Origin of the sequence: Actinoplanes sp. NPDC023801, assembly GCF_040639655.1 — a bacterium.
GTDB lineage: Bacteria > Actinomycetota > Actinomycetes > Mycobacteriales > Micromonosporaceae > Actinoplanes.
In genome coordinates this window covers 128,147-149,450 of record NZ_JBFAAI010000019.1, presented here as the reverse complement: position 1 = coordinate 149,450, position 21,304 = coordinate 128,147, and the positions used below count along the sequence as shown (strand labels likewise).

Below are 21,304 nucleotides of genomic sequence, written 5' to 3'. Positions count from 1 at the left end.
CCTCCTCGTTCCCCTCGGACCGGACGACGTTAGAGATCTTGCCAGGTCAGCGGCAAGGGCTGTTCAGGCGATACCTACCTTCCCCATGGGTCATATTGACGTCGCTCCGGAGTGGATGATCAGATGCGACATGGCCCGGAAATCGCTCCCCTTCCATGTCCTGACCGCCGTCCTCGCCGCATTCGTCCTGTTCATTCCCGCCGTACCGGCCGCTGCCGCGCTGCCTTCCGCAGCCGTGGCGCTCGGCGACAGCTTCATCAGCGGCGAGGGGGCCGGCGCCTACCAGCCGGTCCCCGACGCCAACGGCGTCGCCCAGGGATTCCCCGGTTGGTCCGCCGCCAACTCCAACGCCTACTTCTGTCACCGATCGGCGAACGCGTCGATCTTCCGGGCCGAACTGCCCGGCATCGCGGCCCGGTTCAACCTCGCCTGTTCGGGTGGCCGCCCGTACGACATCGCCTCAGCCTCCGGCACCCGGACCGGCGGCCGGCAGGTCGCCTCGCAGATCGAGCAGTTGCGGGCCGTCGCGCAGACCCACGACATCGACCTGGTGCTGCTCGGGATCGGGTCGAACAACAGCTCGTTCACCTTCGGCGACGTCGCGATCGAGTGCGCCAACCGGTTCATCGCCGACGCCTGGACCGGCTGGTGGGAGTTCTGGGCCTACATCAACGGGCCCGTACCGCAGCAGCCGTGCGCGCCGGACGACCTGGCCACGGCGGCGCAGCTGCAGTCGGCCGCGGCCGAGACCACCGCCGCGGTCCGTGAGCTGCTGACCGTCCTGGACCAGATCGACCCGGACGGGCAGCACCGGGTGGTGCTGCAGGACTACACCAATCCGCTCGCCACGGACGTGCTGCCGGGCCTCGTCGAGGAGGACGGCCGCGCCGACGACCGGGACAAGTTCCGGGCCCTCGGTGCCGAGCGTTACCGGGCCGGCTGCCCCATCCACCGGGCCAGCCTGCCGGCCGGGCACGCGTTCTCCACCTCCCTCGGCGGGCTGGTGACCTCGGTTCACGAGTCGCTCAAGGCCGACTTCCCGCAGCTGGTGAAGCTGAACGTGCAGAGGGCGTTCGACGGCGCCCGGCTCTGCGAGGCGAGCACCGACCCGGCCGCGACCCTGGCCACCCCGATCCGGGTGCAGGACGGCACGACCGGGGTCTTCGTCACCGACCTGGGCGGCTACGACAAGCTCGCCATCCAGCGGTTCGCCAACACCTGTGTCACCTACTACCAGACCTGCCAGGAGTCGTGGCATCCGAACGCGGCCGGCCACGGTGTGCTGGCCCGCTGCCTGACCGGTGCCGCCGCCACCGCGGCACGGGAGGTGAGCTGCGTCCGCGCGGCCGGCGGAGCGATCACCGTAGGCTAGTTTATCGATCATGGAAATAGGAATTACCGGCTTGCTGGCCGGCTTCCTCATCTCGATCGTGACCGCGCCGGTGGGAGTCTCCGGCGCGGTCTTCCTGCTGCCGGTCCAACTCAGCGTCCTGCACGTGCCCAACCCGGCGGTCACCCCGACCAATCTGCTCTACAACGTCGTGGCCGGGCCCGGCGCGCTCCTGCGATACCTTCGGCAGGGCGGCTTTGATCGTACGCTGACCAGGCTCTTGATCCTCGGAACGCTCCCCGGCGTGATCATCGGTGCGTTCGTCAGGGTCTTCGCCCTGCCCGGACCGAGAGTGTTCCGCATCGTCGTCGCCGCGGTGCTGCTTCCCCTCGGACTGTGGCTGTGCCTCCGCGCGTGGCGTCCGGCCCGGCCCCGGCAGCGGAACATCCCGGTCATCCCGCTCGGGGTGGGAGTGGGCGTCATCGGCGGGATCTACGGCATCGGCGGCGGTTCGCTGCTCGGCCCCGTCCTCGCCGGCGGCGGCATCCCGATGGCCACGGTCGCCCCCGCCGCACTGGCGTCCACCTTCGTCACCTCGATCGCCGGCGCCGCGACGTTCGGGCTGATCGCCCTGATCACCGGTGAGGGTCAGATCGCCCCGCACTGGGCGCTCGGTCTGCTGTGCGGCCTCGGCGGTCTGATCGGCGGCTACCTCGGCGCACGGCTGCAACGGCACATCCCGGAGGCCGCGCTACGTTTCCTGCTCGGCGCCCTCGCCGTGGCGCTCGCCATCTCCTACGTGTCCCCCTGGCAGATCCGGTGATCTTGCGCCAGGCATGACTCTCGCCGTTCCGACCGCTGGTGGGCGCGTGATCAGGCGAGGCGACCCAGGAAGCGGGCCGGGTCGGTCAGGAAGGCGCGGGTCATGGCGACCGGCTCGGCCTGGTCGAATGCGACCGGTTCGATGCCGCCACCGGCGCCGATCTCCAGGATTGTCGCACCCGGACAGGCCAGCAGGATGGGCGAGTGGGTGGCGATCACGAACTGACTGCCGTCCGCCACCAGGTCGGCGATCCGCAGCAGCAGTGCGAGACAACCCTGCACCGACAGGGCGGCCTCCGGCTCGTCGAGCAGGTAGAGACCGCCCGGCCCGAACCGGTGCGCGACCAGGTCGAGGAACGACTCACCGTGCGACCGCTGGTGCGGGGAGACGCCGCCGTACGAGCCGGTGACGCCCAGACGTTCGATCTCGGTCGCCACGTTGTAGTAGGACTCGGCGCGCAGGAAGAAGCCGGTACGCGGTTTACGCCCGGCGGTCCGGACCAGGGTGAGATGACCGCCGAGCGACGACTCGGTGGGCCGGGTCGCGAAGTTGAAGGCGGTGGTGCCGCCCTCCGGGTTGAACCCGGCCGCCACCGCGATCGCCTCGATCAGCGTCGACTTGCCGCTCCCGTTGTCACCGCACAGCAGCGTCACCGGCGTGGGAAACCGCAGCTCCCCGCCGTCCGCGAGCGCGCGGACGGCAGGGAGCTCGAACGGATAGCCGTCCCGTGGTGCCCCGTCCAGCCGGATCGCCTTGATGAACAGCGTCAGTCCTCGTGCGGGACCGGGACCGGGGCGACCCGCCAGATCCGGGCCGCGTAGTCGGAGATGGTGCGGTCCGCGCTGAAGAAGCCACTGTGTGCGGTGTTCAGGATGGACATCCGGGTCCAGCGGGCCGGTTCGCGCCAGGCCCGTTCGACCTCCTCCTGTGCCTCGATGTATCCGCGGTAGTCGGCGAGGGTCAGGTATTCGTCCCAGCCGAGAAGACTGCCGGCGACCCGGTGGCCGACTTCGCCGAAGATGCCGGAGGCGAGCGTGTCGAGGGCGGCCCGCAGTTCCGCGTCGTGCTCGTAGAAGTGCCGCGGGTCGTACCCGTTGATGCGGGTCTGTGCGGCCTGGTAGGCGTCCATGCCGAAGAGGAAGAAGTTCTCGGCGCCGACCCGGGCGCGGATCTCGATGTTGGCACCGTCGAGGGTGCCGATCGTGATGGCACCGTTGAGGGCGAGTTTCATGTTGCCGGTGCCGGAGGCCTCCTTGCCGGCGAGCGAGATCTGCTCGGACAGGTCGGCGGCCGGGATGATCCGCTCGGCCAGGGTGACGTTGTAGTTCGAGGGGAAGACCACCTTGAGGTACGGCGAGACGACCGGATCCGCCTCGATCCGGGCCGCGACCGTGGCGATGAGCCGGATGATGTCCTTCGCCGCGTGGTAGGCGGGCGCGGCTTTCCCGGCGAACAGGATGGTCCGCGGGATCCAGTCGCCGCCCGGGTTCGCCCGGATCCGGTGGTAGAGGGTGATGACGTGGAGCAGTTTGAGCTGCTGCCGCTTGTACTCGTGGAAACGCTTGATCATCACGTCGGTCAGCGAGTCGGGGTCGCCGAGGGCCAGGTCGACCTTGTTGGCCCGCTTGATCGACCGCCAGCGTTCGGTGAACGAGGCGTCACCGGCGAGGTATTCGAGTTCGGTGAGCCGGTCCAGGTCGCGCAGCCAGCCCTCGTCCCCGAGGCCCTCGGTGATCAGGTCGGACAGACGCGGGTTGGCGAGCTTGATGAAGCGGCGCGGTGAGATGCCGTTCGTGACGTTCTGGAACTTGGCCGGCCACAGTTCGGCGAAGTCGTCGAGCACGGTCTCGCGCAGCAGCTTGGAGTGCAGCTCGGCGACGCCGTTGACGGCCTCGGTGCCGACCACCGCGAGGTGTGCCATCCGGACCCGGCGCTCGCCCTCCTCGCCGATGATCGACATCCGGCGGAGCCGGTCGTGGTCGCCCGGGAAGCGTTCCTCGACCTCACGCAGGAACAGCATGTTGATCAGGTAGATGATCTCCAGGTGGCGGGGCAGGAGCCGCTCGAACATCTTTACCGGCCAGGTCTCCAGCGCCTCCGGCAGCAGGGTGTGGCAGGTGTAGGCGAACGTCTTGCGGGTGATCTCCCAGGCCCGGTCCCAGTCCACCTCGTACTCGTCGACGAGCAGCCGCATCAGCTCGGGGATCGCGATCGTCGGGTGCGTGTCGTTGAGCTGGATGACCGTCTTCTCGGCGAACGTGTCCCAGCCCTCGTTACGCAGCCGGAAGCGCCGCACGATGTCCCGCAGTGAGCAGGAGACCAGGAAGTACTGCTGCTTGAGTCGCAGTTCCCGGCCGAGTTCGGTGCTGTCGTCGGGGTAGAGCACCTTGCTGATGTTCTCGGCGCGGACCGCCTCCTGGACGGCTTCGGCGTACTGCCCGGCGGAGAAGCGGCTCAGGTCGAAGGACGCCTCGCTGGCCTTGGCGCTCCACAGTCGCACGATGTTGACCGTCTCGGTGCCGTAGCCGGGGACCAGCATGTGGCTCGGCTCGCCGAGGACGATCTCGCCGGGTACCCAAATCTTGCGGGTCTGCGAGCCGGGGATCGGCTCGGTGTGGCCGTAGAAGCCGACGGTCTGCCGGTCGTCGGGCGCCGGGAACTCCCACGGGTTGCCATGGAAGGCCCAGTCGTCGGGCAGTTCGGTCTGCCCGTTCTCGGTGATGACCTGACGGAAGATGCCCAGGTCGTAGCGGATGCCGTAACCTACCGCCGGGATGTCGCGGGTCGCCAGCGAATCGACGAGGCAGGCGGCCAGCCGGCCCAGGCCGCCGTTGCCCAGACCAGGCTCGACGTCGAGGTCCTCGAGGTCCTCGAGGCTGAAGCCGAGGGCCTTGACCGCCTCGGCGGCGAGGTCGCCGGTGCCGGAGTAGAGCAGATTCTGTTCGAGCTGGGCGCCGAGCAGATACTCCGCGGAGAGGTAGTAGACCCAGCGCGGGTTGCTGGCGTAGTGCGCGGCGGCGGTCCGCGCCCGCCGCTCGGCGAGACGGTCGCGGACAGTGAGGGACAGCGTCTCGTACGCGTCGCGCGCACTCGCCGATTCCACGGTCGTACCGCGCCGGTAGAAGAGGTTGCTCAACAGGTCCTGCTGGAACTCATCGGCGGTCTTGCCCAGTTTGCGCAGTCCGATGCCCTGTCGAAGATCCATGCCGCCATTGTGCCTCTCCGACGTTTCGGATGACCCCCCTTCCTTCAACGCCGGATCCGCGCAAGTGCGGCGCATCCCCCGGGTCGGTTCGCCGGCCCGGTGCGGGAGTGGATCTCCGCTTCCGGTACGCGTGCGCCAGCGGTGATCGACAGCCGGGGAACCCGTGCCGGAGCGCGCGGGGGCGGGTGGGAGACTTCTGCGGTGCTGGGATCGCTGCTGCCGCCGCCGACCGTCACCGCCGAGGCCTTCACCGACGACCCGGACGAGTCGTGTTTCCCCGGCGAGGAGGACCTGATGGCCACCGCCGTCGCCAGCCGCCGCCGGGAGTTCGTCACCGCTCGCCGCTGCGCCCGCGAGGCCCTGGCCGGGCTCGGATTCGCGCCGGTGCCGATCCGGACCGGCCCGCGCCGCCAACCGCTCTGGCCGCGCGGGGTGGCCGGCAGCATCACCCACTGTGCCGGTTACCGGGCGGCCGCCGTGGTACGCACCACGGACGTCGCGAGCATCGGCATCGACGCCGAGACGCACGCCCCGCTGCCGCCGCGGGTGATCCCGGCGGTCACCGCCCCCGGCGACGTCGAACATCTCGCCGAACTGGCCGGGCGCGACCCGTCCGTGCACTGGGACCGGCTGCTGTTCTCCGCCAAGGAGTCCGTCTACAAGGCGTGGTTCCCGGTGACCGGCCGCTGGCTCGGTTTCGAGGAGGCGGCACTGACGATCGACCCGGTGGAACGGACGTTCCGGGCCCGGTTGCGGGTGGACGCGCCGTGGGAGGCCCTGCACGGCCGGTACCTGGTCACGGACGGGCTGGTGCTGACCGCGGTGGCGATTCAGGAGTAGTGCCGCAACCGCGGCCAGATCGTGGACCACGGCTCGGACAACCGGCACACGTAGACGCGTACGCCGTTCTCCTCGTTCTCGACGCCGGCCGCGTTGCGCAGCACCGCCTTCGGTGTGCAGCTGCCGAGCAGCTCGTCGGCCCGTTCCGGCGGGGCGTCCAGCACCGCCACGGCGACGGTCATGGCGTCCGGCGGCGGACCGTACCGGTGCAGTTCGTTGTGTCCGCTGTAGACCGCCGGCAGGCGCAGCGACGGCCCGTACCGGTCGAGTGCGCCGGCCTCGCCGTAGTTGCCGGTGAACAGCACGGACCGGCCCTGGTCGGCGAGCGGCAGATCGGCGTACACCATGCCGACCTGCCAGACGTACCCGCGCCAGCCGACCTGCTCGGGAATCGTCTGGTTCAGCTCGGCCGGCAGCGACCCGGCCAGTTCCTCCTCCGGGATCACCGGCAGCGCGGACGCCACCGCGGCGACCGAGGTGATCACCACCGCGCCGCCGAGCAGCGCCAGCCGCGCACCGCGGCCGACGACCCAGCGTTCCACCGGCACGGTGCCGATCGCGTACAGGCCGAGGAGCAGACCGACGGTGTAGTACGGCTGCCCGGCGGTCACCAGGACCAGAACCAGCATCATCGGGTACGCCACGGCGAGCGCCCGGATCCGCCGCAGCCGCGGGTCGCGTACCAGCGCCACGAGCCCCGCGATCCACACCGGAGGCAGCGCCAGCAGGGCGAACTGCAGTGGCAGCATCATGGTCCGGGACTCGGCACCCTTGTCCGCCGCGATCGCCGCCGCCATCTCGGCCTGCGGGAACCCGTTCACCACCTGGTAGATCAGGTTCGGTGCGCCGATCACCACGGCCAGTCCGGCGCCGATCCACAGGTGCCGTGAACGCAGCTCGGCCCGTGGCCCGGCCAGGAGCAGTGCCACCGCGAGACACAGCAGCAGGATCAGCACCAGATGTTTGTTGTAGAACCCGAGCCCGGCCACGACACCCGCGCCGAGCCACGCCCGCGGCCGCCGCCACAGCAGCGCCCGGGTGGCGAAGAAGAGCACACCCAGCCAGATCGGCAGGTCGGTCGCCGTGGTCGATGTGACGTGTGCCGAGGACAGCGGGAAGGCGCCGAGCACCCCGGCGGCGGCCAGCGACTGGGCGATCGAGCCGCCGCCGGCCTCGCGGGCCAGGGCCGCGGCCAGGATCGCGGTGAGTCCGAGCAGGACGGCGGCCGGAACCCGGATCGCCCACAGGGTGTCGCCGAACGTCTCGATGCCGAGCCGGACGAGCAGCGGCGTGAACGGTGGCTGGTCGGCGTACCCCCATTGCAGGTGCTGGCTCAGCAGGCGGAAGTACAACTCGTCGCGGTGGTAGCCGTACCCGTTCGCGGTGATCAGAAGCAGTAGCGTGGTGCCGGCAGCGATCAGGCCGACCGGCCACCAGGCGATCGGTTGGCGGGCTGAATCCATACGCTGTGTTTCGCTGACATCACTGAGCGCATCGACCACGGTCCCACCGTAGCAACGTCACCGCGTCCAGTCCGACCCCAGAATGCACGTTCCGCAGCCGCGGCAGGCACCGTCGCCGTCGACCGTCCCGTCCGTACGCAGCGAGTATGGGCAGGGCTCCCCGGTGGGTGTCGGATAACGGCGATCCGGCTCGACCCTGCGTTGCTGTTCCGGAACGGTCGTGGTGGTCATACCTCCATTGGCACACGGCACCCCGTCCCCGGTCGCGTGCCGAAAGTCCCGCCGCCCCGGGAATGCCGGCCCCCGGACGGGCTGTGCGGCACCGCTGTCTCCGGGCCCCGGAGGCAGCGGCTGCGCACAGCCGGGAACTGCCGTCGGCCGGGAGTGACCGTCAGATCTGGCGGTTCCGGCCCGCGGCCATGCCGGCGGCGATCTGCGGGACCATCAGAGCGGCCATCAGGGCCAGCGGGAGCCGCCAGCCGCCCGAGGCGTCGTGGAGGGCGCCGACCAGGATGGGACCGGGAATGGCGAACAGGTAGCCGACGCTCTGGGCGAACGCGGACAACCGGACGACCGTGCCCGCGTTGCGGCCGCGGAGAGCGATCATGGTGAGGGCCAGCGGGAACGCGGCGTTGACGACACCCAGCAGGATCGCCCACAACCACGGCGCGGCGGCGGGGGAAGCCCACAGGCCGGCCCACCCGGCTATCCCGAACAGTCCCAGGACCAGGGCGATGCCGCTCTGCGAACGGAGCCTGCCGGCGTAGGCGGAGAGCAGGAACGACAGCGGCACACCGAGCAGGGACGTGACCGCGAAGAGAACACCGGCGAGCGACGGGGAGAGGCCGGCGTCGCGGTAGATCTCCGGGAGCCAGCCGATGATCACGTAGGCGGAGGTGGACTGCATGCCGAAGTACACGGCCAGGGCCCACGCCACCGGGTGGCGGCTCACCCGTACCGGATCGGGGTCCGAGGCCGCCGGACCACCGGTGACGCCGCGCGATCGGGCCAGCAGCAACCACGGCGGAAGGGCGAGAACCGCCGCCAGGGACCAGCAGGCCAGGCCGAGCCGCCAGTCGCCGTCGAAGGTCTCGGTGATCGGAACGGTCGCGGCGGCGGCCGTAGTGGCGCCGATGTTGAGCGCCACCGAGTAGAGGCCGGTCACGGTGCCGACCCGGTCCGGGAAGCGGTCCTTGACGATCGACGGCAGCAGCACGTTGACAAGCGCGATACCGGCCAGGGCGACCGCGCTGAACAGCAGGAACGGCGCCGAGCCGCCGGTGTAGGGCCGGATCGCCAGGCCCGCGGTCAGCAGCGCCAGGCCGATCAGGATGACGCGAGCGGTGCCGAGACGCTGGGCGAGCCGGGGCGCGGCCAGGCCGATCGAGGCGAAACACAGCACCGGCACCGAGGTGAGCAGACCGGCGACGGTGGCGCTCATGCCGAGACCGGCCCGGATCTCGGTGAGAACCGGGCCGATGCTGGTGACCGCGAGCCGGAGGTTGACCGCGGCCAGCAGGAGGCCGGTCAGCGCCAGCAGCCCGCCGGCGCGCGTCTTCTCGTCGATCACCACAGCACCCATGGTATTGGGTGATCGGCGTTACACCCCTTACACCGTCGTTCCGGCCGCGGTGGCGGACTCCTGCTCACGCTCGGTCTGCTCGTTCCACTCGCGCTTGCTCGACTGCCAGCCGTCCTCGTTCATGCCCCGCCGCCAGTAACCAGAGATGGAAAGCTGACTCATCGGGAGCCCCAGCTCGACACGGAGAAACGCGCGCAACGACTTGACCAGGTTGGCCTCGCCGTGAACGAACGCCTGAACCGGCCCCTCCGGGAACTCCAGCCCACGGACGGCAGCGACAAGCAGTTCGCCGACCGGCCGGTCACCGCGGTGCAGCCAGGTGATCTCCGCGTCGGTCTCGATCTTCTGCTCCTCGTCGGGCCCGGAGACCTCGACGAACGCCCGGACGGTAGCGCCCTCGGGCATCCGCTCGAGCGCGGCGGCAATGGCCGGCAGCGCACTCTCGTCCCCGGCCAGCAGATGCCAGCCCGCGTCGGCGCTCGGCGCGTAGGCGCCACCGGGACCCATGAACCGGAACGGGTCACCGGGCCGGGCCCGCGCCGCCCACGGACCGGCGACGCCTTCGTCACCGTGCACCACGAAGTCGACCCACATCTCGCCGGCCTCGGGCAGCCACTTACGGACCGTATAGGTGCGGGTGCAGGGCCACTGATCGCGCGGCAGACTCTCGCGGATCGCGGCCTGATCGAACGGCTCCGGATAGACGACTCCCGGCGGCGGGAACAGCACCTTGATGTAATGGTCGGTGAACTGCCCCGCCTCGATACGGGTGAGAGCCTCACCGCCGACCACGACGCGCACCATGTGCGGGGTCAGCTGCTCCACGCGGGTGACCACACCCTCGTGGGCCGGTCGCGCGGGTCTGTTCGCCATGGAGTGCACCTCACTGCCGGTGGGACGATCTCGCTAAGTAAGGCTACCCTTATTTCTGGCGATCTACCGTCCCGCCTCTGCTTTCGCGCAAATTCCCCAACCTACGGCCGACTCTGGCCCCCGAGCAGCGGATACGCAGCGTATTCGGCCCCCGGGGGCCGGTAAAGACGCCCATGCCCCTTCGCCATTGCTCCGGTCCCACGACGCCTTGGATTTCGCTCCGCTCCTCAGCCGTCGCCCGCCGCGATGCACTCCCGCGATCCGGCCCACCGCTTCCCCATGCGGTACGGCTACGCGTGCCGCCGCCCGCGGATCCCACCCGTCCGCCCGTGTGCGCTGAGAGTTGCCGCCGCGGGCGACCGGGATGGCGAAACGAGCGGTGTGACGTTAGCCGGAGAGTCGCGGGATCTGGCCGGGCTTCAGGGAATGCGCGCCGGCGGAGGCCGCCATGGGGGAAGCGCGGCGGAACACGCGAGGGACACGAAGGGCGGGCGGTGGGGCAGGGAAAGGCGGACGGCCCCCGGTGAAAAGGCAGGCATGGCGAAGGCGGCAAGGCGAAAGGGCGGAGCGGCACGAACGGCAATGCGGGCCGGTCGCCGGCGGGGAGGAGAAAGGCCGCTTGGAGACGTGAAAGGCCGGCGGGGAGGTGAAAGGCCGGCCGGGAGGCGAAAGTGCGGCCGGGAGGCGAAGGGGCGGCGGGAACGCGAAAGCGGGCAGGACCGTCAGGTCCTGCCCGCTCAAGCGGAGCGCGTCAGCGCCAGTTGTTCCGAGGCCGTGTCCGGAGGAACGCCGCGATCAGGAGGCCGATCAGGACCGTCACCGCACCGCCGCCGATCCAGGCGAGGTTGCTGCTGATCAGGTTGGTCGAGACTTCCTGGGTGGCGGGCGGTTCGGCGAGGGTGTCGCCGGTGCTCTCCGGGTTGTCGGGTGCGCCGTTGCCGGGGTCGTTGGCGAGCGCGGGGCCGTCGGTGTCGGTGGCTTCGGGGTCGGCCTGGTCGAACTCGGTGTTCGCGGCCGGTTTCTTCGTCGTCTTGGTGGTCGGCGCCTTGGTCTCCGACTCGGTGGCCGATTCTTCAGAGTCTGAGGAATCGGACGTTTTGGTCGGCCGCGCTGTGGCCGTCGGCTTCGCGGTCGAGGTCTGGCCGGAGGTGGTCGCCTCCTCCTCGTCCTCGCGGTCCGTCGTGGTCACGTTGGTACGCGGGGTCGCGGTCACCGTGGTGTTGTTCGGCTTGGCAGTCGCCGGCTTCGTCGAGGCGGGCTTGCCGGTAGCGGTCGCTGTGGGCGTCGGCGCCGTGGGCTCGACCTCACCACCGTTGCCGCCGCCGGTCTGACCGCCGCCGGTCTGACCGCCGCCGGTCTGGCCGCCGCCGGTCTGGCCGCCGCCGGTGTTGCCGCCGCCGGTCTGGCCGCCACCGGTGTTGCCGCCCCCGTTCTGACCACCGCCGTTGTTCCCGCCACCGCCGTTGTTGTCGGCCGCGCGCACGGTGATGCGGACCGAGTCGAGGGCCGGTGTCTGGTTGGCGCGCTCCATCATCGGGATGCGGTGCGAGCCGTCACCCGCCCACGACGAGCACTGGGCGGTGCCCTCCTGGGGCAGGCCGGGCACCTGGATGGTGACGGTGTCCGGGTCGGCGCCACCGCGGCTGTCCTCGGTGGCGACGAAGAACGCCGGCACCGGTGCGGACTCGGGCGCCTCGTCGGTGCTGGTCAGCATCCGGCAGGCGGTGTGGAAGTGGCCGCGGACCAGGCCGTTCTGCAGAACGCTGCTCTCCACGTAGTAGCCGCCCTGCCCGGCCGCGAGGAAGCGGTCCCGGATCAGGTTGCGGGTGCTGATCCGCAGCGTGAACGGCGTGGCCACGGTGACGTCGCGTGGCGCCTGCGTGATCAGCAGGGTGGGGTTGTTGGCCGCCGCCCCGACCTCACCGAACTCGGTGGACACGCATCGCTCGCCACGCTGGAAGCCGTCGTGTGCGGGGAGATCGCTGTCCACGCAGGTGTCCGTGAGGATGGTCAGGTTGTTGCCGACCACCTTGCCGGCCCCGCTCTCGCCGGCCTTGGTGCTGTTGTCGGTGTCCGCCGCTGAGGCGAACTGGGTGAACCCGATCACTCCGCCTAGGGCGGTGAGCACGGCGCCGGCGGCTAGCAGCCGGGTACGTCGTTGACCCGAGCTTCGCATGACGAGACCTTCTTTTCCCAAAATTCCGGTCGCTTCGGCGCCGCATCCGGCGCCGACGTCCAGACGTTAGGTGCGGGTCTCACAGAAAGCAATTCCGGAACTTTGTTTGAAGATTTACTGCGGCGCGCCTAAAGAAAAAATATGGAAGAGACCTCGAACCCCAAGCATCCTCCGAACGGCTGATGTCCGGGGTTCATGCGATCTTGGACGCGCGTCGCTGAGCAGGGAGAGTAGCTTACGGTCCGGTGGGCGGCCAGATGCTCAGAGCGACCACAAACCGCGGGCCGTATAGACGTCGCGGAGTACTTCAATGCGGTCGGTCATGATGCCGTCGACGCCCATGTCGAGAAGGCGATTCATTTCATCGGGATCGTCGACCGTCCACACGTGGACCGCTAATCCGAGCCGGTGCAGATAGGCGATGAATCGCGGCGTGAGCACGGTGAGGCGCCCGTGCCGGACCGGGATCTGGGCGGCCGCCACCGACTCCGGCAGCGGGAGCCGGATGCCGGCGGTGCCGGCGACCCACAGCCGGGCGACGGCGCGCATCCCGAGGGAGGTGGCTACCCGCGGGCCGGCCAGCGCACGGATCCGGGCCAGCCGCCGGTCGCTGAACGAGGCGAGCAGTACCCGGTCCTCGGCGCCGGCCGCGCGCACCGATCCGACGGCGGGCTCGGCGGCCTGGTCGGACTTGACGTCGATGTTGAAGCGGATCTTCGGCCAGGCGTCGAGGACGTCGTCGAGGCGGGGGACCGCGGCGGCACCGCCGACCCGTACCGTCGACAGGTCCGCCCAGTTCAGGTCGGCGACCCGGGCGGACTGCCCGGCCAGCCGGTCGAGGTGGGCGTCGTGGATGACGACCGGCACTCCGTCGCTGGTGGCGTGCACGTCGGTCTCGACGTACCGATAGCCCATGTCGATCGCCCGCCGGAACGCCTCGGCCGTGTTCTCGTCGCCGTCTGCCGCGCCGCCGCGGTGGGCGAAGGCCAGCGGTCCCGGATGATCCAGGAAGCGGTGAATCGGGGAATCTTTTTCTGCCTGGCTCCGAGCCGGGCGCCGTGGCCTGTACCAGGCCCGATGACCCTCGCCACGGGGAAAAAGATTCACCAGGGCAGTATGCCGGGCTTGTTGCACTGAAGTAAAAGAAGTCCGAAGGCATTGACCGTGGCCGCAGCGATGAAGATCATTGTCCGCGCAGTGTGACCGCGGCCTCACGGAAGGGGCGCGAAGCTGGAGACTTTTGAGTACGACGTGGTGATCATCGGTGGTGGCACCGCCGGATCGGTGGTGGCAGCACGGCTCTCGGCTGACCCTGACCTGCGGGTCTGTGTCATCGAGGGCGGACCTTCGGACGTCGGTGACGAGCGCGTCCTGAAGCTGCGCAACTGGCTCAACCTGCTCGAGACCGAGTACGACTACGACTACCCGATCGTGGAACAGCCGCGCGGTAATTCGCACATCCGCCATTCCCGTGCGCGGGTGCTCGGCGGTTGTTCCTCGCACAACACCATGATCAGTTTCCTGCCGCCACCGGAGGACTTCGCCGACTGGGTGGCCGCCGGGGCGACCGGCTGGTCGTACGACGAGATGCTGCCCTACTGGAAACGGCTCGCGATCAATATCAGTCCGGTGGGGGAGGCCGATCGCAATCCACTGACCGCGGACTTCGTGGCCGCCTGCCACACCGCGCTCGGGGTGCCGGTGCACGAGGACTTCAACGCCGGCCCGTTCGCTGACGGGACCGGGTTCTTCCCGGTGGGCTACCACCCGGAGACCGGCATCCGTTCGTCCGCCTCGGTCGCGTACCTGCATCCGCACCTGGACCGTCCGAATCTGACCATCAGGACCGAGACTTGGGCGTACCATCTCGATCCTGATCGTGGGGTGACCGTGCGCGACGCCGAAGGTGTCAAGCTGATCCGGGCCGCCCGCGAGTACGTGCTGGCCGCGGGCGCGATCGACACCCCCCGGCTGCTGCTGCTCTCCGGCATCGGACCGGCCGCCCACCTGGCGGAGCTCGGCATCGGGGTGCGCGCCGACCTGCCGGTGGGCGAGCACCTGCTCGATCACCCGGAGTCGCTGATCCTGTGGGAGGCGAGCCGGCCGATCCCGCCGATGTCGGCGATGGATTCCGACGCGGGACTCTTCGTGCGGCGGGATCCGGCCGCCACCCGGCCGGATCTGATGTTCCACCTCTACCAGATCCCGTTCACGTTCAACACCGAGCGCCTCGGCTACGACGTGCCGGAACACGGCTTCGGCATGACGCCGAACGTGCCCCGGCCGCGCAGCACCGGCCGCCTCAAGCTGGCCTCCGCCGACCCGTCGGTCAAACCGTTGCTCGACTTCGGCTACTTCACCGACCCGGAGGGGTACGACGAGCGCACCATCGTGGACGGCTTGCGGCTGGCCCGCGAGGTGGCCGCCACCGAGCCGTTCGCCTCGTGGATCAAACGGGAGATCGCCCCCGGCCCGGCGCTGCGCACCGACGAGGAGCTGTCGGCGTACGGCCGCGCCGCCCACCACACCGTCTACCATCCGGCCGGGACCTGCCGGATGGGCGCGGCCGGCAGCCCGGAGTCGGTGGTCGACCCGGAGCTGCGGCTGATCGGCTTCCCGAACGTGCGGATCGCCGACGCCTCGGTCCTGCCCACGATGACGTCGGTGAACCCGATGGTCGCGGTGCTGATGATCGGCGAACGGGCGGCCGATCTGATCGGACGGGGGCCCACCGGGTGAGCGGCGACCCAACCCCGGGCGACCGGCCTGATCCCGCGGGAGCCGGCCGGGTGAGCGGCGACCAGGCTCCGACGATCGCGGTCGATCGGCTGTGGAAGGTGTTCGGGCCGCGGGCCGGGAGGGTTCCCGGCTCTCCGCTGGCCGAGCTGTCCGCGGCCGAGCTGCGGGAGCGGACCGGCTGCCTGGTCGCGTTGCGGGACATCAGCTTCGCCGTGCCCCGCAACGAGGTCTTCGTCGTGATGGGGCTGTCCGGCAGCGGCAAGTCGACCCTGGTCCGCTGCCTGACCCGGCTGATCGAGCCGACCAGCGGCGAGGTCCGGATCGACGGCGAGCCGGTCGGTGCCATGTCCCCGAAACGGCTGCGCGACCTGCGCCGCCACCGGGTGGCCATGGTCTTCCAGCACTTCGGCCTGCTGCCGCACCGCCGGGTGCTGGACAACGTCGGCTACGGACTGGAGATCCAGGGTGTCGGGCGGGCCGAACGGCACCGGCGGGCGGCCGAGATGCTGGAGCTGGTCGGCCTCACCGGGCATGAGCGGCAGCTGCCCGAGCAGTTGTCCGGCGGCATGCAGCAGCGGGTGGGGCTGGCCCGGGCGCTGGCCACCGACCCCGAGGTGCTGCTCTTCGACGAGCCGTTCAGCGCGCTCGACCCGCTGATCCGCCGGGACATGCAGGCCGAGGTGCGCAGGCTGCACGCCGAGGTCGGTAAGACGATGCTCTTCATCACCCACGACCTGGCCGAGGCGCTGACCCTGGGCGACCGGATCGCGGTGCTCCGCGACGGCCGACTGGTCCAGGTCGGTACCCCGGAGGAGCTGGTCGGGGCGCCGGCCGACGACTACGTGGCCGACTTCGTCCGGGACGTGCCGAGAGCCGATGTGCTGACGCTGCGCTGGATCGTCCGGCCCGCGGTGGACGGCGAGGAGCACGAGGACGCGCCGCTGCCGCACGACACGGTGATCCGGGACGCGGTGTCCCGGGTGCTGCGGGCCGGACGACCGATTCTGGTCACCGAGGGTGGTGCGCCGATCGGCGTGGTCGACGCGGAGCGGCTGCTGCCCGCGTTGCTCGGGCACCGGCGTCAGGTGCCGGTGTGACCGCGGTCGTGACCCGGGTGCCGGTCCGTCCCGGTGGGACGGACGCGGGGCGCCGCGGGGTCACGGGGCCGTGGTTCTCCCGTACCCTCGCGGCGGGTTTGATCGTCGTGGTGACCGTGGCCTATCTGGTGTTCCGCGGCGAGCCGGCCGCGGAGAACACGGATGCCGCGGCGTTCCGGTTCTTCACCGGGGTGCGGGACTGGGTGGACGAGAACCGGGACAGCCATCCGGCGTTCCTGTTCGGGGTGAACTACCTGCGGCTCGGGGTGCGGCTGCTGACCGGCTCGGTGGGCGCGGCACTGACCGGGCTCGGGTTCGCCGGGCTGGTCGCGGTGGCCGGGGCGGTGGCGTTCGTGCTGGCCGGCTGGCGGTACGCGGTTCTCGCGGTGGCCGGTTTCCTGAGTTTCGCGGTGCTCGGGCTGTGGACCGAGAGTGTGGAGACGCTGTCGCTGACGTTGTCGGCGGTGCTGCTGTCGGTGCTGCTCGGCGTGCCGCTGGGGGTGCTGGCCGCGCGGGTCCGGTGGTTCGGCGCGGCGATCCGGCCGGTGCTCGACGTGATGCAGATCCTTCCGGCGTTCGCCTACCTGGCGCCGATGACCTTGCTCTTCCTGATCGGTTCGCCGGCCGCGGTGGTCGCGACCCTGATCTACGCGGTGCCGGTGACCATCCGGATCACCGAGCTGGGCATCGCCGGGGTGCCGCCGGTGGTGGTCGAGGCGGCGACCGCGCAGGGCTCGACCCGGTGGCAGCTGCTCGCGAAGGTGCGGCTGCCGATGGCCCGGCCGGTGCTGGTCCTCGCGGTCAACCAGACGATCATGATGGCGCTCTCCATGGTGGTGGTGACCGCCCTGATCGACGCGCCGGGACTCGGCGAGAACATCATCCGGGCGCTGGAGCGGGTCAACGTGGGCGCGGCCTTCGACGCCGGTCTGGCCATCGTGATCATGGCGGTGGTGCTGGACCGGGTGACCACGGCCGCGTCCCGCCGCCGCCCGGCCGGCTGGCGGGTGTCGGTGCCGGTGCTGGCCGCCGCCGCGGTGGTCGCCCTGCTGCCGATCGGCGACGCGGTTCCCCGGGTGAGTACCGCGGAACCGGTCAACCGGATCACCGCCTGGGTGGAGCTGCACTGGTACGACGCGACGGAATGGCTGCGCAACACCGTCAGCACCGTACTGCTGAATCCCCTCGAGACCCTTCTGACGACCACCCCGTGGTGGCTGTTCGCGCTGGTCGTGCTGGCGGTGGGGTTCCTCGCGGCGGGCTGGCGGGCCGCGCTGATCGCCGGGACCGCGGCCGCCGGGGTGGCCGGGCTCGGACTGTGGGTGCACGCCATGCAGACCCTCGCCACGGTCCTGGTCGCCACGGTCCTGACGCTGCTGATCGGCGCCTGGGCGGGGGTGCTGTGCGCCCGCCACGACCGGCTGGCCACGGCGGTCCGCCCGCTGCTGGACGCGGCGCAGACCATGCCGTCGTTCGTCTATCTGCTCCCGGCTGTCGCCCTCTTCGGCGCGAGCCGGTTCACGGCGATCGTTGCGGCCGTCATCTTCGCGGTCCCACCGGTGGTCCGGCTCGTCGAGCGAGGCGTCCGCGACGTGCCGGCCGCCGTCGTGGAGGCCGCGGTCTCGGCCGGTTCCACCCCGCGCCAGCTGCTGTGGAAGGTGCAACTGCCGCTCGCCCGGCCGGGCCTGCTGCTCGCCGCCAATCAGGGGATCGTCATGGTCCTCGGCATGGTCGTGGTCGGTGGCCTGGTCGGGGCCGGCGCGCTCGGTTACGACGTGGTCGCCGGCTTCTCGCAACGCGAGGACTTCGGCCGTGGCCTGGCGGCCGGCTTCGCCATCGTTTTGCTCGGCATCCTGCTCGACCGTCTAACCCCCCGGAAGGCTGAAGTATGAAGAAGATTCCCGTCATTGCGGTGTTCGGGCTGCTCCTGGCAGGTTGCCAGGGAGCGACCTCTGATGCGGGCGGTACACCGCCGCCGAGCGCCGCCGCGAACAAGGGCACCGTCAACCTCGCGATCAACCCCTGGGTGGGGTACGAGGCGAACGCCGCGGTGATCGAGTATCTGCTCGAGAAGAAGCTCGGGTACACGGTCGAGACCAAGAACCTCAAGGAGGAGATCTCCTGGCAGGGCTTCGAGACCGGTGAGGTCGACGCGATCGTGGAGAACTGGGGCCACGACGACCTGAAGAAGACCTACATCGAGGAGAAGAAGGTCGCCGTCGACGCCGGGCCGACCGGCAACACCGGTGTGATCGGCTGGTATGTCCCGCAGTGGATGGCCGACCAGTACCCGGACATCACCGACTGGAACAACCTGAACAAGTACGCCGGCCTGTTCAAGACCTCCGAGTCCGGCGGCAAGGGACAGTTCCTGGCCGGTGACCCGTCCTTCGTCACCAACGACGAGGCACTGGTCGCCAACCTCAAACTGAACTACAAGGTCGTCTATTCGGGCAGTGAGGCGGCGATCATCAAGGCCGCGCAGCAGGCGAACGCGCAGAAGAAGCCGCTTCTCTTCTACTTCTACGAGCCGCAGTGGCTGTTCGCGAAGGAGAAGTACGCGCGGGTCAAGCTTCCGGCGTACAAAGCCGGCTGTGACGCCGACCCGAAGAAGGTCGCCTGCGACTACCCGGACTACGTGCTCGACAAGGTGGTGAGCAAGAAGTTCGCCGACACCGGCGGGGCCGCGTACGAGCTGGTCAAGAACTTCAAGTGGACCAACGACGACCAGAACCTGGTGTCCGACTACATCACCAACCAGGGCCTGAGCGCCGAGAAGGCCGCCGAGAAGTGGGTGGCCGAGCACGAGGCCACCTGGAAGCCCTGGATCCCGGCCGGGAGCTGACGATGCCCGGACCCGCGGTCGTGATCATCGGCGCCGGGATCGTCGGCTGCGCGCTCGCCGACGAACTCACCGGACGCGGCTGGACCGACGTCACCGTCCTGGAACAGGGGCCACTGTTCGAGACCGGCGGGTCCAGCTCGCATGCGCCCGGACTGGTCTTCCAGACCAATCCGTCGCGAACCATGGCCAGGCTCGCCCGCTACACCGTCGAGAAGTACTCCGAGCTGGGCTGCTTCTCGGCGGTGGGCAGTCTCGAGGTGGCGACCACCCCGGCTCGTCTCGCCGAACTGCACCGGCGATTCGGGTACGGACAGTCCTGGGGAGTGCCGTCATCGGTCCTGGATCCGGACGCCTGCTTCGCGCTATTCCCATTACTGAACAAATCATTAATTACGGGCGGGCTTCATGTGCCGTCCGACGGGCTGGCCTCAGCGGTGCGTGCCGCTGAGGTCCAGGCGGCTCGGGCGATGTCACGCGGGGCGCGTTTCCTGGGTGACATGCCGGTCTCGGCGGTGTTGCGGGCGGCCGGCCGGGTCACCGGGGTCCGCGCCGGGGAGACCGATTTCCGCGCGGACATGGTCGTCAGCTGCGCGGGCTTCTGGGGCCCGGCGATCGGCGCGATGGCCGGAGTCGCGATCCCGCTGCTGCCGATGGCCCACCAGTACGTCCGCAGCACCCCGGCCGGCGCGGCGGACACATTGCCGATCCTGCGCCACCAGGACCGGGACCTCTACTTCCGGGCGCACGGCGACCGTCTCGGCATCGGCTCCTACCTGCACGAGCCGATGCCCGTCGACCTGGCGGACCTGCCCGGCGACGCGCACCCGTCGAAGCTGCCGTTCACTCCGGCCGCCTTCAAGACGTCCTGGTCGGCCGCGTCGGAGCTGATCCCGGCGCTGCGCGGCGCCACCGTCGAGGACGCGTTCGACGGTGTCTTCTCGTTCACCGCCGACGGCTTCCCGCTGCTCGGCGAGTCCGCCGGCCTGCGCGGCTTCTGGACCGCGGAGGCCGTCTGGGTGACCCATTCGGCCGGCGCCGCGAAGGCCGTCGCCGAGTGGATGATCGACGGCCGGCCCGCGATCGACCTGCACGAGTGCGACCTCAACCGGTTCGACGCGGCCCAGCTGGCCCCCGACTACGTGCGTAGACGCGCGATCCGCAGCTTCGTCGAGGTCTACGACATCATCCACCCGGCCGATCCGCCGTCGGTGCGCAATGTCCGGGTCAGCCCGTTCCACCCCCGCCAGGTCGAGCTGGGCGCGGTCTTCGGCGAGGCGGCCGGCTGGGAACGACCCCTCTGGTACGCCACCAACCCGCCCCCGGACGCGCCCCGGCCTCGCGACGAGTGGTCGGCCCGGCACTACTCACCGATCGCCGAGACCGAGGCCCGGCTCACCCGCCGCCGGGTCGCCCTCTACGACATGACCCCGCTGACCCGGATCGAGGTGACCGGCCCGGTCTCGTTCCTGGCCGGCCTGGTCGCGGGCAACATCGACCGCAAGGTCGGCGCGGTGGTCTACACCTTCCTGCTCGACTCGGCCGGCGGGGTGCGCAGCGACATCACCGTCGCCCGGCTCGCCGAGAACCGCTGGCAGATCGGCGGCAACGGCCCGCTCGACGTCGACTGGCTGCGCCGGCACGCGCCGCCCGGCGTGTCGGTTCGCGACATCACCGGCGGCACCTGCGGCGTCGGGCTGTGGGGGCCGGCCGCCCGGGAACTGGTCGCCCCGCTCACCGACGTCGACGTGTCGGCCGAGGCGTTCAAGTACTTCCAGTGCCGGCGCGGGCACATCGGCACGGTTCCGGTCACCATGCTGCGGCTCTCCTACGTCGGCGAGCTGGGCTGGGAGATCTACACCGAGGCGCAGTACGGGCTGCGCCTGTGGGACACCCTCTGGGAGGCTGGGCGGGAGCACCAGCTGATCGCGGCCGGGCGGATCGCCTTCGACAGCCTGCGCCTGGAGAAGGGCTACCGCGCCTGGGGCCGCGACATGACGGCTGAGGACGACCCGTACCAGGCCGGGCTGCTGCCGGCCGGCGACCACGAGCCGGACCGCCGGCTCACCTGCCTGATCCTCGCCGACACCCCTGACCTGCCGCGCGGCCGGGAACCGGTGTACGCCGGTGGGTTCCCGGTCGGGCACGTGACCAGCGCGGCGTACGGCTGGTCGGTCGGTGCCCCGATCGCGTACGCCTGGCTGCCGTCCGCGCTGTCCGAGCCCGGCACGCAGGTGGAGATCGGATACTTCGACCGGCTGCTCCTGGCCACGGTGGCGGCCGAACCGCTGTTCGATCCGAAGCACGAGCGCCTCCGGCGCTGACAGACGCGAG

General features: G+C 70.3%; 14 protein-coding genes and 1 pseudogene. 8 read left to right on the top strand and 7 right to left on the bottom strand.

What is annotated here, in order from left to right; genetic code table 11:
• The first annotated feature begins 130 nt into the window (after positions 1 to 130).
• Positions 131 to 1,372: a hypothetical protein gene (locus AB0G04_RS29635; RefSeq protein ID WP_360989100.1), complete on the top strand. Its 1,242-nt coding sequence runs from the start codon at positions 131 to 133 to the stop codon at positions 1,370 to 1,372.
• A 10-nt stretch (positions 1,373 to 1,382) separates the two neighbouring features.
• Positions 1,383 to 2,153: a sulfite exporter TauE/SafE family protein gene (locus tag AB0G04_RS29630; protein ID WP_360989097.1), complete on the top strand. Its 771-nt coding sequence runs from the start codon at positions 1,383 to 1,385 to the stop codon at positions 2,151 to 2,153.
• A gap of 50 nt (positions 2,154 to 2,203) precedes the next feature.
• Here the strand turns inward: AB0G04_RS29630 and AB0G04_RS29625 are convergent, their stop codons facing one another.
• Positions 2,204 to 2,896 (bottom strand): AAA family ATPase, encoded by a 693-nt coding sequence (locus tag AB0G04_RS29625; protein WP_360989140.1) that lies wholly within the window; start codon positions 2,894 to 2,896, stop codon positions 2,204 to 2,206.
• A 23-nt stretch (positions 2,897 to 2,919) separates the two neighbouring features.
• The gene (locus tag AB0G04_RS29620) at positions 2,920 to 5,358 is read right to left on the bottom strand and encodes a glycogen/starch/alpha-glucan phosphorylase (protein ID WP_360989095.1); all 2,439 of its coding nucleotides are present in this window, start codon (positions 5,356 to 5,358) and stop codon (positions 2,920 to 2,922) included.
• Positions 5,359 to 5,559: 201 nt separating this feature from the next.
• Between AB0G04_RS29620 and AB0G04_RS29615 the strand changes: the two genes are divergently transcribed.
• Entirely contained in the window at positions 5,560 to 6,198 is a 639-nt protein-coding gene (locus tag AB0G04_RS29615; RefSeq protein WP_360989092.1) for a 4'-phosphopantetheinyl transferase superfamily protein, read from the top strand.
• On the opposite strand, the gene AB0G04_RS29610 is transcribed toward AB0G04_RS29615, so the two are convergent.
• The 5 genes and pseudogenes from AB0G04_RS29610 to AB0G04_RS29590 all read right to left on the bottom strand — a co-directional run bounded on the left by AB0G04_RS29610 (position 6,189) and on the right by AB0G04_RS29590 (position 13,312).
• Positions 6,189 to 7,661: a glycosyltransferase family 39 protein gene (locus AB0G04_RS29610; RefSeq protein WP_360989089.1), complete on the bottom strand. Its 1,473-nt coding sequence runs from the start codon at positions 7,659 to 7,661 to the stop codon at positions 6,189 to 6,191. The genes AB0G04_RS29615 and AB0G04_RS29610 overlap by 10 nt on opposite strands.
• Before the next feature lie 391 nt (positions 7,662 to 8,052).
• The gene (locus AB0G04_RS29605; RefSeq protein WP_360989087.1) at positions 8,053 to 9,234 is read right to left on the bottom strand and encodes an MFS transporter; all 1,182 of its coding nucleotides are present in this window, start codon (positions 9,232 to 9,234) and stop codon (positions 8,053 to 8,055) included.
• A gap of 36 nt (positions 9,235 to 9,270) precedes the next feature.
• Positions 9,271 to 10,116 carry a siderophore-interacting protein gene (locus AB0G04_RS29600; RefSeq protein ID WP_360989083.1) on the bottom strand — a complete coding sequence of 282 codons (846 nt, stop codon included), beginning with the start codon at positions 10,114 to 10,116 and terminating at the stop codon, positions 9,271 to 9,273.
• Between the two features lie 1,480 nt (positions 10,117 to 11,596).
• A pseudogene (locus AB0G04_RS29595) lies at positions 11,597 to 12,130 on the bottom strand (Pecanex-like protein 1); the annotation flags it as partial.
• Positions 12,131 to 12,553: 423 nt separating this feature from the next.
• Entirely contained in the window at positions 12,554 to 13,312 is a 759-nt protein-coding gene (locus tag AB0G04_RS29590) for a glycerophosphodiester phosphodiesterase (protein WP_360989137.1), read from the bottom strand.
• 234 nt (positions 13,313 to 13,546) lie between these two features.
• Here AB0G04_RS29590 and AB0G04_RS29585 point away from each other — a divergent pair, with 234 nt between their 5' ends.
• The 5 genes from AB0G04_RS29585 to AB0G04_RS29565 are packed head-to-tail and all read left to right on the top strand — an operon-like array spanning position 13,547 to position 21,294.
• Positions 13,547 to 15,031, top strand: coding sequence for a GMC oxidoreductase (locus tag AB0G04_RS29585; protein WP_360989080.1), 1,485 nt, complete (start codon positions 13,547 to 13,549; stop codon positions 15,029 to 15,031).
• A 50-nt stretch (positions 15,032 to 15,081) separates the two neighbouring features.
• Positions 15,082 to 16,128, top strand: a complete 1,047-nt coding sequence (locus AB0G04_RS29580; RefSeq protein WP_360989077.1) for a glycine betaine/L-proline ABC transporter ATP-binding protein — start codon at positions 15,082 to 15,084, stop codon at positions 16,126 to 16,128.
• Positions 16,125 to 18,020, top strand: coding sequence for an ABC transporter permease subunit (locus tag AB0G04_RS29575; protein ID WP_360989074.1), 1,896 nt, complete (start codon positions 16,125 to 16,127; stop codon positions 18,018 to 18,020). The genes AB0G04_RS29580 and AB0G04_RS29575 overlap by 4 nt, the downstream gene beginning before the upstream one ends.
• Positions 18,017 to 18,973, top strand: a complete 957-nt coding sequence (locus AB0G04_RS29570) for an ABC transporter substrate-binding protein (RefSeq protein WP_360989071.1) — start codon at positions 18,017 to 18,019, stop codon at positions 18,971 to 18,973. Before AB0G04_RS29575 ends, AB0G04_RS29570 begins: the two co-directional genes overlap by 4 nt.
• Before the next feature lie 2 nt (positions 18,974 to 18,975).
• Positions 18,976 to 21,294 (top strand): FAD-dependent oxidoreductase, encoded by a 2,319-nt coding sequence (locus AB0G04_RS29565; RefSeq protein ID WP_360989069.1) that lies wholly within the window; start codon positions 18,976 to 18,978, stop codon positions 21,292 to 21,294.
• The last annotated feature ends 10 nt before the right edge of the window (positions 21,295 to 21,304 follow it).

Bases quoted from the DNA above. Each gene is read 5' to 3' on its own strand.
- AB0G04_RS29635 (WP_360989100.1), top strand. From the start codon at position 131: ATGGCCCGGAAATCGCTCCCCTTCCATGTCCTGACCGCCGTCCTCGCC.
- AB0G04_RS29630 (WP_360989097.1), top strand. From the start codon at position 1,383: ATGGAAATAGGAATTACCGGCTTGCTGGCCGGCTTCCTCATCTCGATC.
- AB0G04_RS29620 (WP_360989095.1), bottom strand. From the start codon at position 5,358: ATGGATCTTCGACAGGGCATCGGACTGCGCAAACTGGGCAAGACCGCC.
- AB0G04_RS29610 (WP_360989089.1), bottom strand. From the start codon at position 7,661: ATGGATTCAGCCCGCCAACCGATCGCCTGGTGGCCGGTCGGCCTGATC.
- AB0G04_RS29600 (WP_360989083.1), bottom strand. From the start codon at position 10,116: ATGGCGAACAGACCCGCGCGACCGGCCCACGAGGGTGTGGTCACCCGC.
- AB0G04_RS29570 (WP_360989071.1), top strand. From the start codon at position 18,017: ATGAAGAAGATTCCCGTCATTGCGGTGTTCGGGCTGCTCCTGGCAGGT.
- AB0G04_RS29565 (WP_360989069.1), top strand. From the start codon at position 18,976: ATGCCCGGACCCGCGGTCGTGATCATCGGCGCCGGGATCGTCGGCTGC.